Source organism: Henriciella aquimarina (assembly GCF_002088975.1).
Taxonomy (GTDB): Bacteria; Pseudomonadota; Alphaproteobacteria; order Caulobacterales; family Hyphomonadaceae; genus Henriciella; species Henriciella aquimarina.
The window spans coordinates 86,561-100,479 of the sequence record NZ_NCST01000019.1 but is presented as its reverse complement, the minus strand read 5'-3'; the positions used below and the strand labels follow the sequence as shown (position 1 = coordinate 100,479).

The window sequence follows — 13,919 nt, the reverse complement described above, 5'->3', positions numbered from 1 at the left end:
GGGGATCTTAGCTCACGGGGCGGCGCGCTGGTCTCAACCGGCGCGCCGCTTTTGATTCCAGCAGAGCCGTCTGCAGCACGCCGGCAAAGACCGACGCGATCAGCACGCCCTCCATCATGCCCTGCGCGCCCCGGCCGAGATAAAGGCCGAAGAACCACGCCGCCGGGATCATGATCAGGAAGTATGAGCCGAGATGGATATAGGTGGGTGGCCAGATGACATTCTGGGCCCTGAGCGCCATTGAGGCGATGTTCTGAAGCCCGTCGAACACGATGACAAAAGCCGTGAAGCCGACAATGCCGACGAGCTCCGGACGGATCAGGACACCGGCCACTTCAGCCTCAGACTTCACGAGAAGCGCCGCCAGCTGCGCCTGGAAGATCCAGACAAGCGCGCCCATGACGAGGCCGATCAGCGTCCCGGCCACGATGCCGAGCCGTGAGGCGTCCTGCACCTGGTCCTTGTTGCGCCGGCCATAGGCTTCGGCCACGCGCACGCCCGTGGCTGTGCCAAGGCCCAGGAAGGCCATGAAGCAGAAGCCGATGACGTGCACGGCCATGCCATAGATCGTCGTGGCGGCCGTGCTGATCCAGGTCGCGATGACGAAGGTGAAATTGAACCCACCCCACTCGGCGACATTGGATACAGCCATGCCATAGCCGACCGAGATCTGACGGACCGGCTCGTCTTCCGGTCCCGGCGGAGAGGGCTTGAAGGCCGGCGTAAAGCGCCACACGGCGGCGAGGAAGAACACCACCAGCAGCCAGCGCGTCCCCGTCGTGGCGATAGCGACGCCGTCCGCGCCCATTTTCGGCATGCCCCACCAGCCGGCGACGACGGCCAGGTCGATCACCAGGTTGATGAGAACGCCCGCATACATGATCGCGGTCACGACCAGCGGCCGGCGCAGGGCTTCAAGATAGGAGCCCGCAACATGGGTTAGCATGTGTCCGATCAGGCCGAGGGCCAGGATTCGCGAGACCGACGCTGTCCCGGCCGCCACCGTCTCGCCAAAGCCGAGCCCGCGGAACATCGGCTCCACGCACAAGAGGATAAGCAGGGTCAGCAGCGCCCCGAACCAGAGCGAGAACCGGATGCCCCGCCGGAAGATCCGCCCGCTCTCGTGGGCTTGCCCGATCCCGGCCAGCTCGGCGGTCAGCACCGACACGCCGAGCAGAAGCCCCATTGTGAGGCCCAGCGACACGCCGATGGGCAGCCAGGAGTTCAGGACATAGGGCAGCTCGCTCGGCGCGTTCTGGCCAAGCACGATCACATCCGTCAGGCCCATCAGCATCATCGCGGCGCGCGAGACGGCAATCGGCCCTGACAGCCGCAAGAGATCTGCAATGTCGGATGGCCGCGCCCAGGCGGGCCAGACCCGCCTGCGATACATGGCGCTGTCTCCCTCTTAGCTCGCTGCGCGCGTTTCCGCGTTGACGGCTTCCTTCATGAGCTGGAGCTTCTCTGCGATCAGGAAGGCCAGCTCAAGGGCCTGTTCGCCATTCAGGCGTGGATCGCAATGCGTGTGGTATCGCGACGACAGGTCGGCCTCGGAAATGGCCTGGGCACCACCGATACACTCGGTCACGTTCTGCCCGGTCATCTCGAAATGGACCCCGCCCGGATAGCAGCCTTCCGACGACACGATGTCGATGAACTGGCTGACTTCCGAAAGGATACGGTCCACCGGCCGCGTCTTGAAGCCGCTTTCCGTCTTTAGCGTGTTGCCGTGCATCGGATCGCAGGACCAGACGACGTTCCGGCCGCTCTTCTTCACCGCGCGCACGAGCGGCGGCAGGCCTTCCTTGACGCCGTCAGAGCCGAAGCGCGAGATCAGCGTGATGCGGCCCGGCTCGTCATTGGGGTTCAGCGTCTCGATCAGGCGCAGAAGCTCATCGGTTTCCATGCCCGGGCCACACTTCACGCCGAGCGGATTGCGCACGCCTTTGCAGAATTCGACATGGGCATGGTCCAGCTGACGCGTACGGTGGCCGATCCAGAGCATGTGGGCGGAGGTGTCGTACCAGTCGCCCGACGTGGAATCGACGCGCGTCATCGCTTCCTCGAAGCCGAGCAGCAACGCCTCGTGCGAGGTGTAGACATCGACCTGCGCCATTTGCGGCACGCTCTTGGAGTTCACCCCGCAGGCATCCATGAAGGACAGGGCATCAGTGATCCGGTCGGCCAGCGCCTCATAGCGCTTGCCCTGCGGCGAGCGGTCGACGAAGCCGAGCATCCACTGGTGGACGTTCGCCAGATCGGCATAGCCACCCTGCGAGAAGGCGCGCACCAGGTTCAGCGTCGAGGCGGCCTGCGAATAGCCCTGGATCAGGCGTTCCGGGTTGGGCGTGCGGCTTTCCTCGGTGAAGTCCATCGCATTGATGTTGTCGCCCCGGTAGGATGGCAGCGTGACACCGTCGATGGTTTCGGTCGCAGACGAGCGCGGCTTGCCGAACTGGCCAGCCAGGCGGCCAACCTTCACGACCGGCTTGGAAGCGGCGAAGGTCAGAACGACGGCCATCTGCAGCATGACGCGCAGCGTGTCGCGGATATTGTCCGCACTGAATTCCTTGAAGCTTTCGGCACAATCGCCGCCCTGCAGCAGGAAGGCTTCGCCGGCAGACACCTTGGCCAGGTTCTGCTTCAGACGGCGCACTTCACCGGCAAAAACGAGCGGCGGATAACTCTTCAGACGCGTCTCTGCATCAGCCAGCGCAGCATTGTCCGGATAGTCTTCCGGAATGTGCATGGCCGGTTTCGTTCTCCAGCTGTTCGGTGTCCAGGTCATCGCTTCTTTCCTTCCAGCGGGCGTATCAATCACAAAGGGCGACGGGGCACAAGTTTTACCACATTTCTGACTGTGTTGTGTGGCGGAATCACCGAGCTTGCCTTACGCAGCAGGGAAAACCTCAGGATTTCGGAGCCCTCTCCCCATGTCGCATGCTTTCATCGTTCATGGCCCGAAAGACGTCGACAGCCTGCTTCAGGTACACGAGGCCCTGCGGCGGGCCGGTATTCCCGACTGGTACGAGCCGCCGGGCGCCGACAGCCCGGAAAGCCGCCACTCCGTCGCCGAAGCCATCGACAAGGCCTTTGCCATGGTGGTGCTCGTCTCGGCAAGCAGCATCCGCTCGCGCGAGGCGCAGGCCCAGATCGAGCGCGGCATCGCCCGCGGCCTGACCATCGTCCCCTTCCGCGTGGACAATGCGCGCCTGTCCGGCGTCTTCAAGAAGGAGCTCGCCGGCAGTCTGCGCCACGCCATCATGGATGAAGGCGGGCTCGAGAAGCTCGTCGCAGAGGTGCGCGCACGTTACCGCCATAAATGCCCCGTCATCGCGGTGATGAATCTCAAGGGGGGCGTCGGCAAGACCACCATCACCTCTCAGATCTTCGGCGCCTGGCAGGCCGCTCTTGGCGGGCGTATCCTGCTGGTCGACCTCGACCCGCAATACAATCTCACCCAGACCTTTTTCGACATGGAGGCCGCCGACCAGAGCGCCGCGCGCGACCGCTCCGTTATCTCCCTCTTCGAGAAGAGCCGGCTGCATGCACCGGACGTCCCCTCCCCGGCGGAGTCCTGGAGCCGGTTGTCGACCGAGCCCTTCCCGACCCCGGCCATCGCCGACCTCGTCCATCCCCTGCTTGGCGAGAACGGACCTGGCGGCGTGCTCGACCTTATCTCCGGCCAGTTCGAAATCTCGAAATACGCCTTTGCGACCGACAAGGCCGCCCTGGACGCGATCCGCCTCAATTTCCTGCATATGGTCGACCATCTGCGCGGCAGTTACGACCTGATCGTCTTCGATACCAATCCGAACGCGACCTTCCTGACGAAATGCGCGCTGGAAGCCTCCGACCGCGTGATCGCGCCGATGCATCCCGACATGTACTCGCTGCGCGGCGTGAAGCTTCTGAACCAGGTCCTGAACGAGCAGATCGCAGAGGATGTCCGGCCGAAACTGTCGATCCTGTTCAACCGGGTCAGCCGCAACGAGCAATCGGCCTTCGAGGCCGACGCTCGCAACGGGGCCCATGACCAGCGCGCCGGCTTCAAGCTGTCGGAGGCGCTGCTGCAGCATCCGGTCCCGAAGAGCGGCCACTTGCAGGTGCGTTCGCCGGAGCCCGATCAGGAGCCGTGGAAGTCGCTTATCGTCCACAAGGGCCGTGGCGGCGGCCTGAAATCCATCCGCGAGTCCCTGAAAGCCTCGGCGGCCGAGATCCGCGACAAGACCTCGGCCGAAGAACCGTCCTGATCAGGCCGGTTCAGTCTCGGGCACCCATTTGTGGCGCAGGGTGACGATTTCCTCGGCAATGGTCGGGTGAACCGCGCAGGTCGCATCGAACTGGCTCTTGGTCACGCCCATCTTCACCGCGATGCCCAGCATCTGGATCATTTCAGCCGCATCCGGGCTGACGATGTGGACCCCGACAACCCGCTCGTCATCGGCCTTCACGACGAGCTTGATCATCACCCGCTCACCATGCTCGAGCAGCGCGGTCTGCATCGGCCGGAAACGTGTCTTGTAGATATCGACCTCGCCGAACGCCTTGCGGGCTTCGGCTTCCGTCATGCCCACCGTGCCGACTTCAGGCTGGGTAAAAACGGCAGAGGCGACATTGTCGTGATCGAATGAGTGCTCCTCGCCGCCGAAGACGGTATCGGCAAAGGCATGGCCTTCCCGGATCGCAACGGGCGTCAGCTGGATCCGGTCGGTGACGTCGCCCACAGCAAAGACATTCGGCACATTGGTGCGGGACATGTCATCGACGATGACCGCGCCTTTTTCATCCAGCTCCACGCCGGCCTTGTCGCAGCCAAGCCCGGCCGTCGCCGGCCGGCGGCCAACCGCCATGAGCACGACATCCGACTTGATCTTCGTGTCGTTGCTGAGATGCACGCAATAGGGATGGTCCTCGCCCTCCAGCGTGGTGACCTCGTCCAGAACAGCAGAGGTGATGACACGGACACCGGCCTCTTTCAGCCCTTCGTGAACGGAGGTCCGGACGTCCCAGTCGAAGCCGTTGAGCACCGTGTCGCCGCGATAGACAAGACAGGTGTCGACGCCGAGCCCGGCAAAAATGTGCGCGAACTCACAGGCGATATAGCCCCCGCCCGCAATCACGATGTGCTTTGGCAGCTCCTCGATGTGGAAGACCTCATTCGAGGTAATCGTGTGCTCGACCCCCGGCAGGTCTTCCGGGGTGGGCCGCCAGGGCGTACCGCCGGTCGCGATCAGGATCTTGTCGACGGAAAACGTCTTGCCGCTGTCTTTGAGGACGATGGTATGCGCGTCCTGCATTTCGGCGCGTTCCTCGAACACGTCGACACCGGCATTGGCGAGGTTGCGCAGATAGATGCCCGACAGCCGGTCGACCTCGGCATGCATGTTCGACATGAATTTCGGAAAGTCGAAGCCGGACGACTCGACCTGCCAGCCATAGTCCTGCGCTTCCTTGAGCTTGCGGCCATAGTCGCTGGCATAGACCATGAACTTCTTGGGCACACAGCCCCGGATCACGCACGTGCCGCCGACGCGGTACTCTTCGGCGATGGCGACCTTCGCACCGGCCTGTGCCGCGATCCTGGCCGCCCTGACCCCTCCCGATCCCGATCCGATAACAAAGAGATCGTAGTCGTAGCCCAGCTCAGCCATGAAGTGTCCTTTCGGGTTTCCGGTCCAAAGGTGCGCGATATGGCGTGATCGGGCCTAGTATTCAATGACGGCTGCGCCGACATCCTGTCCGATGATCACCGTGCGGGCCATGCCGATGAAAAGACCATGCTCCACGACGCCCGGAACAGCGGACAAAAGACGCGCCGCTTCAGGCGCATCGGGAATGATCGAGCAATGACAGTCCAGGATGTAATTGCCGCCATCGGTGACGAGCGGCTTGCTCCCGCTGCCATTGCGCACCTCGATGCGCGGCTTGGAGACGCCTGACGCCCGCAGCGCGTCATAAACCTTCTTGGCCGTGATCGTGTAACCGAAGGGCGTCACCTCCACTGGCAGGGGAAAGGCGCCCAGCACCTCGACCTGCTTGGACGGGTCGGCAATGACCATCATCAGGTCACTGGCATTCGCGATGATCTTCTCGCGCAGAAGGGCGGCGCCGCCGCCCTTGATCAGCTGCGCCTTCTCGTCGACCTCATCGGCGCCGTCGACGGTCAGCTGAATGCGGTCCACATGTTCGATCGGCAGCAGCGGCACGCCGAGCGATTCGGCCAGCCGGCGCGTATCCTCACTGGTCGGCACGCCCTTCACCATCAGCCCATCGGCGATTTCCTCGGCGAGCAGCTCGACAAAGAATTTCGCCGTCGAGCCAGTGCCCAGGCCAAGTGTCATGCCGTCCTCGACAAACTCGATCGCGGCAGCCGCTGCGTTTTCCTTCTCACGTTCATACGCCATGGCGAACCTCTTCTAGCTACGGGCCTTCTTCTCTGCCGCTTTCTTCTGTCTGAACTCCGACGCCCACTCGGCCTTTTCGACCTGGCGTCCACGCGCCACAGCCAGGGCATTGTCGGAAACATTTTCCGTGATGACCGAGCCCGAGCCGACAATGGCCCCATTACCGATCTTCACAGGCGCGACAAGCGCGCTGTTTGACCCGATGAACGCATTGGCGCCGATCTTCGTCTGATACTTCAGGAAGCCGTCATAGTTACAGAAGATCGTTCCGGCCCCGATATTCGCATTCGCGCCAATATCGCCGTCGCCGAGATAGGCCAGATGATTGGCCTTGGCGCCAGCGCCCACACGCGTCTTCTTCACCTCGACAAAATTGCCGATCTTCGCGCCTTCGCCAATAATCGCGCCCGGACGCAAACGGGCATAAGGACCGATCTCGGCGCCTTCCTCGACATTTGCGCCTTCAAGATGGGAGAAAGCCCGGATCATGCTACCGCGGCGAACATGCACGCCCGGTGCAAAGATGACATTCGGTTCGATCGTGCAGTCCGGCTCGACTATCGTGTCATAGGAAAAATAGACCGTCTCCGGCGCCGTCAGCGTCACACCGGCATCAAGCAGCTCTCCGCGCCGCCGCTCCTGGAACGCCGCTTCCGCCGTAGCCAGCTCCCGGCGGGAATTGACGCCGAGCACATCGCGCTCATGGCAGGTGACGACCTTGCAGGCAGCGCCCTCGTCCCGGGCCAGTGCCGCGATGTCGGTGAGGTAGTACTCACCCTTCTGATTCTCATTCGTGACCTGCGAGAGAAGGCGGAACAAGCGCTCCGCCCGAACGGCCATGACGCCTGAATTGCAGAGATCGATCTTCAGCTGCTCGGGACTGGCATCCTTGGCTTCGACAATCGCCTCCAGGTCGCCGTCATAAGACGTGACCAGCCGCCCATAGGCGCCCGGCTCTTCGGCCCGGAAGCCCAGCACGCCAACGCCGGCCCCAGCCTCGAGCGCCTCGAACAGGGATTCGACCGCGCTCGACGGGATAAGCGGGGTGTCGCCGTAAAGGACGATGACGTCGCCGCGAAAGCCCGCCAGGGCACGCTCGGCGGACTGCACCGCATGGCCGGTTCCGAGCGGGCGCTCCTGCACGGCAATCGCATCCTCACCCAGCGCCCCTGCGACATGGCTATGAAGCTCCGGCGCATTCGGACTGATCACGGTCACGATCTGCTCACAGCCAACCCGCCGGGCAAGGTCGATCGACCAGTCCAGCATGGCTCGCCCGCCGACCTTGTGAAGAACTTTCGGGAGCGACGATTTCATGCGGGTTCCCTGCCCCGCGGCAAGAATGATTGCGGCGCGTTCAGCCATGTCGTCCGGTCTCGTACTGCTTTGACAACTCGCCTAAACCATCTGACGAGTCGATGCGAGTGATTTAAGGAGCGCCCATGACAGACGCCAATCTCAAGGGCTGGACGATTGTTTTCGATCTCGACGGGACGCTGGTCGATACCGCGCCCGACCTGCATGCCGCGCTCAATCACTGCTTGGCGGCGGCCGGCTACAACACGGTCCCCTTCGAGGCGATTCGCGGCATGATCGGAGACGGGGCGAAAGCGATGATCCGCAAGGGGCTGGAAGCCGACGGTGTCGCCCCCGAAGACCCTGTCGTCGAGCCGCTATGGACGGGTTTTCTCGAGCACTACCGCGCCAATATCTGCCGGTTGAGCCGGCCCTTTCCGGATGCGCTCGACACCCTCTCCCGGCTCATCGGCCAGGGCGCACGCTGTGCGGTCTGTACGAACAAGACCCAGCAGCTTGCCGAAGAGGTGCTGAACGGCCTGGAGCTGACACGCTATTTCGACGCGGTCGTGGGCGCCGACAGCGTGCCTGAAAAGAAGCCGCATGGCGGCCATATCTTGCAAACTATTGCAGAGGCTGGCGGCACGCCTGAGCGCGCCATCATGGTTGGCGACAGCCTGACAGACGAAAGGGCAGCCCGGAATGCCGGACTGCCCTTTATCTTTGTCCCGTTCGGTTACGGGCCGGAGCCCGAAACGCCACTGGAAACGCTGCTTGTTGCCGAGACCTATTCTGATCTTTCGGCGGTCATACTGTCTGTGACAGCTTAAGCGGCTTCGATCGTGGCTTCGGCAGGACGGTAAGGTGTGCGCACATCTTCCTGCGTTTTCGCGATACGGCGGCGCGGCATGCCGTTCACCATATTGCTGCGCAGGTCGGTCCGTGCACTCCGCATGGCAGGGACGAAGCCTGCATCGACGAGGTCGACATCGACTTCATAGCCACGCTCGGCCCAATATTCGCGAATCTTCTCGCGGAGGCGTTTTGCACCTTCGTTGTTACACCAGTCTTTCATTTCAATCTCTCCAGGCTAACTAGTTATGCAGGAGGGGATCCTCCCACTTGCCTGTCCTTCTGTTTGCTATTGTTTTGCACAATGATGCGGAGCGGTTTGGCGCCGCGTCATTCGTGACGCCTAGATGACGGTTTCGGTCCCAAAGCTCAAGGCTTTTTCTAGATGAAAATCGAGTAAGGCCCGAATATGAACAGCTGTTCATTCTGAATATCTGTTCATATTCAACACCCTTTGAGAACCAGAATTTCCCTATCATTGCTTGTTTCCAGCTAGGCTATTGGTTTCATATATAATTATCCAATTGTGGCGATATTCAGGACGTGTCCCGCGAACAGGCGACACAATGCCGCAAAATCTCATCACGCCGTGAACGGGCCAAAAATCCCATGCCGTAACGCATGGGAGGCATGCAAATTCAAAAGCAGTTAATACCACCAGAAATACGTGTGCAGAGATCAATTGACGCCCCCTACAAGGCGACTTATCACCTGCGGCTCCCGAATCGGGGGCGATTAGCTCAGCGGTAGAGCACTGCCTTCACACGGCAGGGGTCACTGGTTCGATCCCAGTATCGCCCACCATTTGCAAGATTTCCCGGATCGACAACCCTTCCCGGCCGAGCTGCAACGGCATTGTTTTATGCCTTTGCGATTCGCCACGACCCGCTCTACACCCGCGCTCAAATGAAATCACTCCTGCGCAACCCTGTTGTGGTGTCCATTCTTGGCGCCCTGATCTGGGCCTATATGGTCCTTTGTGCCCGCACGATCCGCTGGACCGTCGAAGGCGACGACGCCTTCCGGGAGGCCTGGAAACGCGATTATGGCCTCATCGTCGCCGCCTGGCATTCCCGCGTCCTGCTGCTGCCCACCATATGGAGCCGCATTGCCCGCAAGCTGCCGGAAAAGCCGCACCCCACCGCCATGTTGATCTCGCTCTCGCGCGATGGCGAGGCGGTTGCCCGCGCGATCACGCATCTCGGCCTCGACTCCGTGCGCGGCTCCTCCACCCACAAACGCAAGCGCAAGGACAAGGGCGGCACCGCCGCCATCGCCGAAACAAGCCGCCGCCTGCGGGCCGGCAGCGTGGTCTGCATCACGCCCGACGGGCCGCGCGGCCCGGCCGAACAGGTCCAGCAGGGCCCGGTCATCCTCGCCCAGCGGACCGGCGCCGCCATCGTCCCGTATGCCCTTCACTGCAAGCCCGTCTGGCGCCTCGACACCTGGGACCGCTTCATGATCCCCCTGCCCTTCACCAAAGGTGCCATGGTCATCGGCGAGCCCTTCTTCGTCGAGAAGACCGACGACACAGAACAGGCCCGTCAGGCCCTCGACGACAGGATGCAGGCGGTTCACCAGCGCGCTTCGGCCCTTGCCGGACAGTCCGGATAAGACGAGGCTGTGGCATGATTGCCTGGAGCCATTAGGAAAGCGGGTATGAGTTTCGCACAGGCGCTATACAGGGTCGCAACGACCACGGCCGAGCCACTGCTCGGCCTTGTCATGCGCCGCCGCCTGAAAGCGGGAAAAGAGGTGGAAGGCCGCGTGCCTGAACGTTTCGGCCGCAGCCAGGCCCCGGCACTCCCACAGCCGCTTGTCTGGATGCATGGCGCCAGCATTGGCGAAACACGCCTCTTGCTCGAACTCGCCAAACACCTGCGTGACGAACGGCCTGACCTCTCCATCCTCTTTACCAGCCAGACGGTGACGGCTGCTCAGCTTATCGACGCCGACATCGAGACCGATCCGCGTCTCACAGGTGCCGCCCGCCACCAGTTCGCGCCGATCGACACCACCGCCATCGCGAAGCGCTTTCTCGACCACTGGCAGCCCAGCCTATGGATCCTCGCCGAAGGCGAGATCTGGCCGAACCTGCTGCGCGAGGCCCGCCGGCGCGCCATTCCGACAGCCCTTATCAATGCCCGCATGACGCAGGCCAGCGTGAAGAACTGGGCCAAATGGCCGAAGCTGAGCCGGGCCCTGTTCGGCGGATTTGATCTGATGTTGGCAGGCGACAAGCAGACCGCCGAAGGGCTCACCCGCCTTGCCGGGCGGACGGTCGAGAGCCCCGGCAACCTCAAGGCCTCCTTGCCGCCGCCGCGCCATGACCCGCAGGAAGCTAAAAGCCTTCGGGCGAACTTCCTCAATGGCCGTGCCTGCCTCACCGCTGTCTCCACCCATCCGGGCGAAGAAGCGCTTGTGCTGGATGCCCTGGACATGATCACGCCTCGCCCGGCCTGCATCATCGTTCCCCGCCACCCGGACCGTGGCGCCGAGATTGAGGCCCTTCTGAAAGCCTGCAAACTCAGCTGCGCTGTCCGGTCAAAACAAACGCCCCCCACACCGGATACGGATGTTCTGCTTGCTGACACATTGGGTGAGGTTGGGCTCTTCGCCTCGCTTGCCGATACAGTCTATCTCGGTGGCGGGCATGCGCCCGGCATTGGCGGGCACAACCCGCTCGAGATCACCCGCCTCGGAAAAGCCGTCGCGAGCGGTCCGGACATGTTCAACTTCTCCGACACAAAAGCGCTGCTCGAAGGCAAACGAGGCTTTTATTTCGTCGATAACGCCAGCGCACTCGCTTTCGGCTTCCCTTTCGATCCGCCTACGGATGACCTTATTCGCGAGATCGAAGGCATGGCCCAGGCCCCCATGGATGCGACCCTTCAGGGCCTGCGCCCGCTCCTGCCTCAGGAGGCCGAACAATGAGACCGCCACGCTTCTGGAATGGCGATATCGATCCGCGCTCACGCGAAGCGGCCCCGCTGACGCGGGTGCTCCTGACGCCTCTGGCGGCGCTTTATGCTGGCGTGACGGCGCGAAAAATCAGGCAGGCCGATCCGGCCCAGCTGCCCATCCCCGTCATCTGCGTCGGCAATCTCACGGCCGGTGGCTCGGGCAAGAGCCCCGTTGCGGCGGGGCTCCGCGACTGGTTCAGCGAACGCTTTCCCGGCAAACGGATCGCAACTCTCTCGCGTGGTTATAAGGGCCGGCTCAAAGGGCCGCTGCGTGTCGACTTCGACACACACACCGCTGCGGATGTCGGCGACGAAGCCCTGATGTTTGCCGCCCATGGAGAAGCCTGGATCGGCGCCGACCGGGGCGAAGCCGGCAAGGCCATGGCCGCTGACGGGGTCGACCTCATCATCATGGATGACGGCCACCAGAATCCGACCCTGAAGAAAGACCTTTCGCTCGTCGTGGTCGACAGCGAATACGGCTTCGGCAACGGCCACGTTATCCCGAGAGGCCCCTTGCGCGAACCGATCGACCGGGGCCTTGAGCGCGCAGACGCCGTGATCGTCACAGGCCGGACCTCAGCCCCAGAAGAACTGAACTCATTCCGTGAGCCGATACTCCGCTGCCTGATCAATAGCGAAGGACCTGTGATGATGCAGGCGCTGGTCGCCTTTGCGGGTATCGGTCGGCCCGAAAAATTCTTCGACACGCTGGGCGCGCTTGGCAACAAGCCCGTCGATGCCGTCCCCTTCCCGGACCACCACGCCTATACCCGGCGCGATCTCGCCTACCTGCATGATCTGGCCAGAAAAAACGGCGCCACGCTCATCACCACGGAAAAGGACTTCGTTCGTCTCGATCAGGAGCAGCGCAAGGGCATCCTGACCCTGCCGGTCAAGGCGCAGTTCGACGCGCCGCAGATGCTGGATCAAATCCTCGCCCCTGTGGCAGAACGCTTGTCGTCATGACCAAACCCGCATCCCGGCAATATGTCCGTCCCAAGGATATCGATGAGCGCTCGACCCTCGGCCAGCGCATCGGCTGGCGGCTGGAGGCGATTGCCTGGGACGTTCTCTACTGGGGGCCGATGAAGCTGCTTGGACCGGACCGCGCATCGAAGACGGCTGGCTGGATCGTGCGCTCGATTGCACCCCTGTTCAGCCAGAACAGGACGGTAAAGCGCAATCTGCGCCTCGCTTTCCCGGACTGGAGTGAAGACAAGATCGAGGCGACCGCCAAAGCCGCCTGGACCAGTGTCGGACAGACGGCCGGCGAGCTGCCACACCTGCCGAAAATCCACCCTTATGCCGGCGACCGGGTCGAGGTGGTCAATGCAGATCGCCTCGACGCCGTTGAAGCCGCCGACAAGGGCGCGGTTTTCATCTCGGGCCATTTCGCAAACTGGGAAGTGATGGCCGCCGTCATCTGCCGCCGGCCGGTCGACTGCCTCGTCACCTATCGGGCCCTGAACAACCCGCATATCGACAAGCGCATCAACAAGGTGCGCCATGACTATGGCATTGGCGTACTCGCGCCGAAGGGCCTTGGCACGCGTGAGCTGATGCGCGCGCTCTCGGCGGGCCGGGCGGTCGCGCTGATGAACGACCAGAAGTTCAACCAGGGCCTGGCGGTTCCCTTCTTCGGGCATGACGCCATGACGGCCCCCGGACCCTCCCGGCTGGCCGTCAAATATGATGTGCCGGTCATCCCTGTCTCGACGGTACGCACAGGGCCCGCCCGCTTCCGGGTGACGATCCATGAGCCGATGATGCGTACGCCTGGCCTCGATGACGACGCCGCCACGAAAGACATGGTGGAGCGGATCACCGCCTTCATCGAAGCCGAAGTGCGCGCCAATCCGGGCCAGTGGTTCTGGCAGCACCGCCGCTGGCCGAAATCTGCCTGGAGAGACGCCGGAGTCTGACGCACGCGCCACATGCGGGCTGGACAACCGGGACAGACGGCGCATGTCCTGACATCAAAGCCCAGGAGCGCATCCCATGACTCTCTACACCCTCATCTCCGCCCTCGCCCTGACCTTTTGTGCCCTGATCGGGCTCGGCGCGCTCTTTGCTCCGAAATGGGCGCAAGGCGTCGTGCGGCTGGTGCCCGATCCGGACAAGCCCGGCGGCTTTTCGGAATTCCGCGCCACTTATGGCGGGCTTCTCTTCTTTCTGCATATCACGGCCCTGGTCGTGCTTGTCAGGATTGGCGGCGTCCCGGCCCTCTTCGCCATCATGCCGGTGGCAGCCGGCTGGTTCGGCGCCGGATTCGGGCGCATTCTCTCCTATCTGTTCGACACGAGAGCCAATCGCGAGCCGGGCCTGATCCCTGTCTGGATCCCTGTCGAACTTGCCCTCGGCCTTGCAATTGCCGCCCCGGTTCTTCAGATAGGCTGAA

13 protein-coding genes and 1 tRNA gene are annotated in these 13,919 nt (G+C 62.8%); 8 read left to right on the top strand and 6 right to left on the bottom strand.

The features are described 5' to 3' along the window. Window positions 1-7: 7 nt before the first annotated feature. Window positions 8-1,393, bottom strand: a complete 1,386-nt coding sequence (locus B8784_RS02435) for an MATE family efflux transporter (RefSeq protein WP_084396034.1) — start codon at window positions 1,391-1,393, stop codon at window positions 8-10. A 15-nt stretch (window positions 1,394-1,408) separates the two neighbouring features. Continuing rightward, complete coding sequence (locus B8784_RS02430; protein ID WP_084396033.1) at window positions 1,409-2,788, bottom strand: class II 3-deoxy-7-phosphoheptulonate synthase; 1,380 nt, start codon at window positions 2,786-2,788, stop codon at window positions 1,409-1,411. A gap of 145 nt (window positions 2,789-2,933) precedes the next feature. On the opposite strand from B8784_RS02430, the gene B8784_RS02425 reads away from it, so the two are divergent. Next, window positions 2,934-4,253, top strand: coding sequence for an AAA family ATPase (locus tag B8784_RS02425; protein ID WP_084396032.1), 1,320 nt, complete (start codon window positions 2,934-2,936; stop codon window positions 4,251-4,253). Here B8784_RS02425 and gor read toward each other — a convergent pair whose 3' ends face one another. Genes gor through glmU form a run of 3 tightly spaced genes read right to left on the bottom strand, consistent with a single transcriptional unit; the run spans window position 4,254 to window position 7,772 of the window. Continuing rightward, window positions 4,254-5,654, bottom strand: coding sequence for a glutathione-disulfide reductase (gor, locus tag B8784_RS02420; RefSeq protein WP_084396031.1), 1,401 nt, complete (start codon window positions 5,652-5,654; stop codon window positions 4,254-4,256). Window positions 5,655-5,708: 54 nt separating this feature from the next. Next, window positions 5,709-6,407, bottom strand: a complete 699-nt coding sequence (rpiA, locus tag B8784_RS02415; protein WP_084396030.1) for a ribose-5-phosphate isomerase RpiA — start codon at window positions 6,405-6,407, stop codon at window positions 5,709-5,711. A gap of 12 nt (window positions 6,408-6,419) precedes the next feature. Next, window positions 6,420-7,772, bottom strand: coding sequence for a bifunctional UDP-N-acetylglucosamine diphosphorylase/glucosamine-1-phosphate N-acetyltransferase GlmU (gene glmU / locus B8784_RS02410; RefSeq protein WP_084396029.1), 1,353 nt, complete (start codon window positions 7,770-7,772; stop codon window positions 6,420-6,422). Between the two features lie 77 nt (window positions 7,773-7,849). On the opposite strand from glmU, the gene B8784_RS02405 reads away from it, so the two are divergent. Continuing rightward, window positions 7,850-8,533, top strand: coding sequence for an HAD-IA family hydrolase (locus tag B8784_RS02405; protein ID WP_084396028.1), 684 nt, complete (start codon window positions 7,850-7,852; stop codon window positions 8,531-8,533). On the opposite strand, the gene B8784_RS02400 is transcribed toward B8784_RS02405, so the two are convergent. Further along, window positions 8,530-8,778, bottom strand: a complete 249-nt coding sequence (locus B8784_RS02400; RefSeq protein WP_084396027.1) for a hypothetical protein — start codon at window positions 8,776-8,778, stop codon at window positions 8,530-8,532. The two genes, B8784_RS02405 and B8784_RS02400, sit on opposite strands and share 4 nt — an antisense overlap. A 506-nt stretch (window positions 8,779-9,284) precedes the next feature. On the opposite strand from B8784_RS02400, the gene B8784_RS02395 reads away from it, so the two are divergent. From B8784_RS02395 to B8784_RS02370, 6 genes are all read left to right on the top strand, one after another. Next, window positions 9,285-9,359: transfer RNA gene (locus B8784_RS02395), tRNA-Val, on the top strand. Between the two features lie 102 nt (window positions 9,360-9,461). After that, window positions 9,462-10,169: a lysophospholipid acyltransferase family protein gene (locus tag B8784_RS02390; RefSeq protein ID WP_143435256.1), complete on the top strand. Its 708-nt coding sequence runs from the start codon at window positions 9,462-9,464 to the stop codon at window positions 10,167-10,169. 45 nt (window positions 10,170-10,214) lie between these two features. Beyond that, a complete protein-coding gene (locus B8784_RS02385) occupies window positions 10,215-11,489 on the top strand; it encodes a 3-deoxy-D-manno-octulosonic acid transferase (RefSeq protein WP_084396025.1) in 1,275 nt (424 codons plus the stop codon). After that, on the top strand, window positions 11,486-12,487 hold the full coding sequence (gene lpxK / locus B8784_RS02380; RefSeq protein WP_084396024.1) for a tetraacyldisaccharide 4'-kinase: 1,002 nt from the start codon (window positions 11,486-11,488) through the stop codon (window positions 12,485-12,487). The genes B8784_RS02385 and lpxK overlap by 4 nt, the downstream gene beginning before the upstream one ends. Beyond that, window positions 12,484-13,443: a lysophospholipid acyltransferase family protein gene (locus tag B8784_RS02375; RefSeq protein ID WP_084396023.1), complete on the top strand. Its 960-nt coding sequence runs from the start codon at window positions 12,484-12,486 to the stop codon at window positions 13,441-13,443. The genes lpxK and B8784_RS02375 overlap by 4 nt, the downstream gene beginning before the upstream one ends. A 76-nt stretch (window positions 13,444-13,519) precedes the next feature. Continuing rightward, on the top strand, window positions 13,520-13,918 hold the full coding sequence (locus B8784_RS02370) for a DUF4345 family protein (RefSeq protein WP_084396022.1): 399 nt from the start codon (window positions 13,520-13,522) through the stop codon (window positions 13,916-13,918). Window position 13,919 lies beyond the last annotated feature (1 nt).

Excerpts from the sequence above, each read along its gene's own strand:
- B8784_RS02375 (WP_084396023.1), top strand. The coding sequence starts at position 12,484 with ATGACCAAACCCGCATCCCGGCAATATGTCCGTCCCAAGGATATCGAT.
- B8784_RS02425 (WP_084396032.1), top strand. The coding sequence starts at position 2,934 with ATGTCGCATGCTTTCATCGTTCATGGCCCGAAAGACGTCGACAGCCTG.
- glmU (WP_084396029.1), bottom strand. The coding sequence starts at position 7,772 with ATGGCTGAACGCGCCGCAATCATTCTTGCCGCGGGGCAGGGAACCCGC.
- B8784_RS02385 (WP_084396025.1), top strand. The coding sequence starts at position 10,215 with ATGAGTTTCGCACAGGCGCTATACAGGGTCGCAACGACCACGGCCGAG.
- lpxK (WP_084396024.1), top strand. The coding sequence starts at position 11,486 with ATGAGACCGCCACGCTTCTGGAATGGCGATATCGATCCGCGCTCACGC.
- B8784_RS02370 (WP_084396022.1), top strand. The coding sequence starts at position 13,520 with ATGACTCTCTACACCCTCATCTCCGCCCTCGCCCTGACCTTTTGTGCC.
- B8784_RS02405 (WP_084396028.1), top strand. The coding sequence starts at position 7,850 with ATGACAGACGCCAATCTCAAGGGCTGGACGATTGTTTTCGATCTCGAC.
- gor (WP_084396031.1), bottom strand. The coding sequence starts at position 5,654 with ATGGCTGAGCTGGGCTACGACTACGATCTCTTTGTTATCGGATCGGGA.
- rpiA (WP_084396030.1), bottom strand. The coding sequence starts at position 6,407 with ATGGCGTATGAACGTGAGAAGGAAAACGCAGCGGCTGCCGCGATCGAG.
- B8784_RS02430 (WP_084396033.1), bottom strand. The coding sequence starts at position 2,788 with ATGACCTGGACACCGAACAGCTGGAGAACGAAACCGGCCATGCACATT.
- B8784_RS02390 (WP_143435256.1), top strand. The coding sequence starts at position 9,462 with ATGAAATCACTCCTGCGCAACCCTGTTGTGGTGTCCATTCTTGGCGCC.
- B8784_RS02400 (WP_084396027.1), bottom strand. The coding sequence starts at position 8,778 with ATGAAAGACTGGTGTAACAACGAAGGTGCAAAACGCCTCCGCGAGAAG.
- B8784_RS02435 (WP_084396034.1), bottom strand. The coding sequence starts at position 1,393 with ATGTATCGCAGGCGGGTCTGGCCCGCCTGGGCGCGGCCATCCGACATT.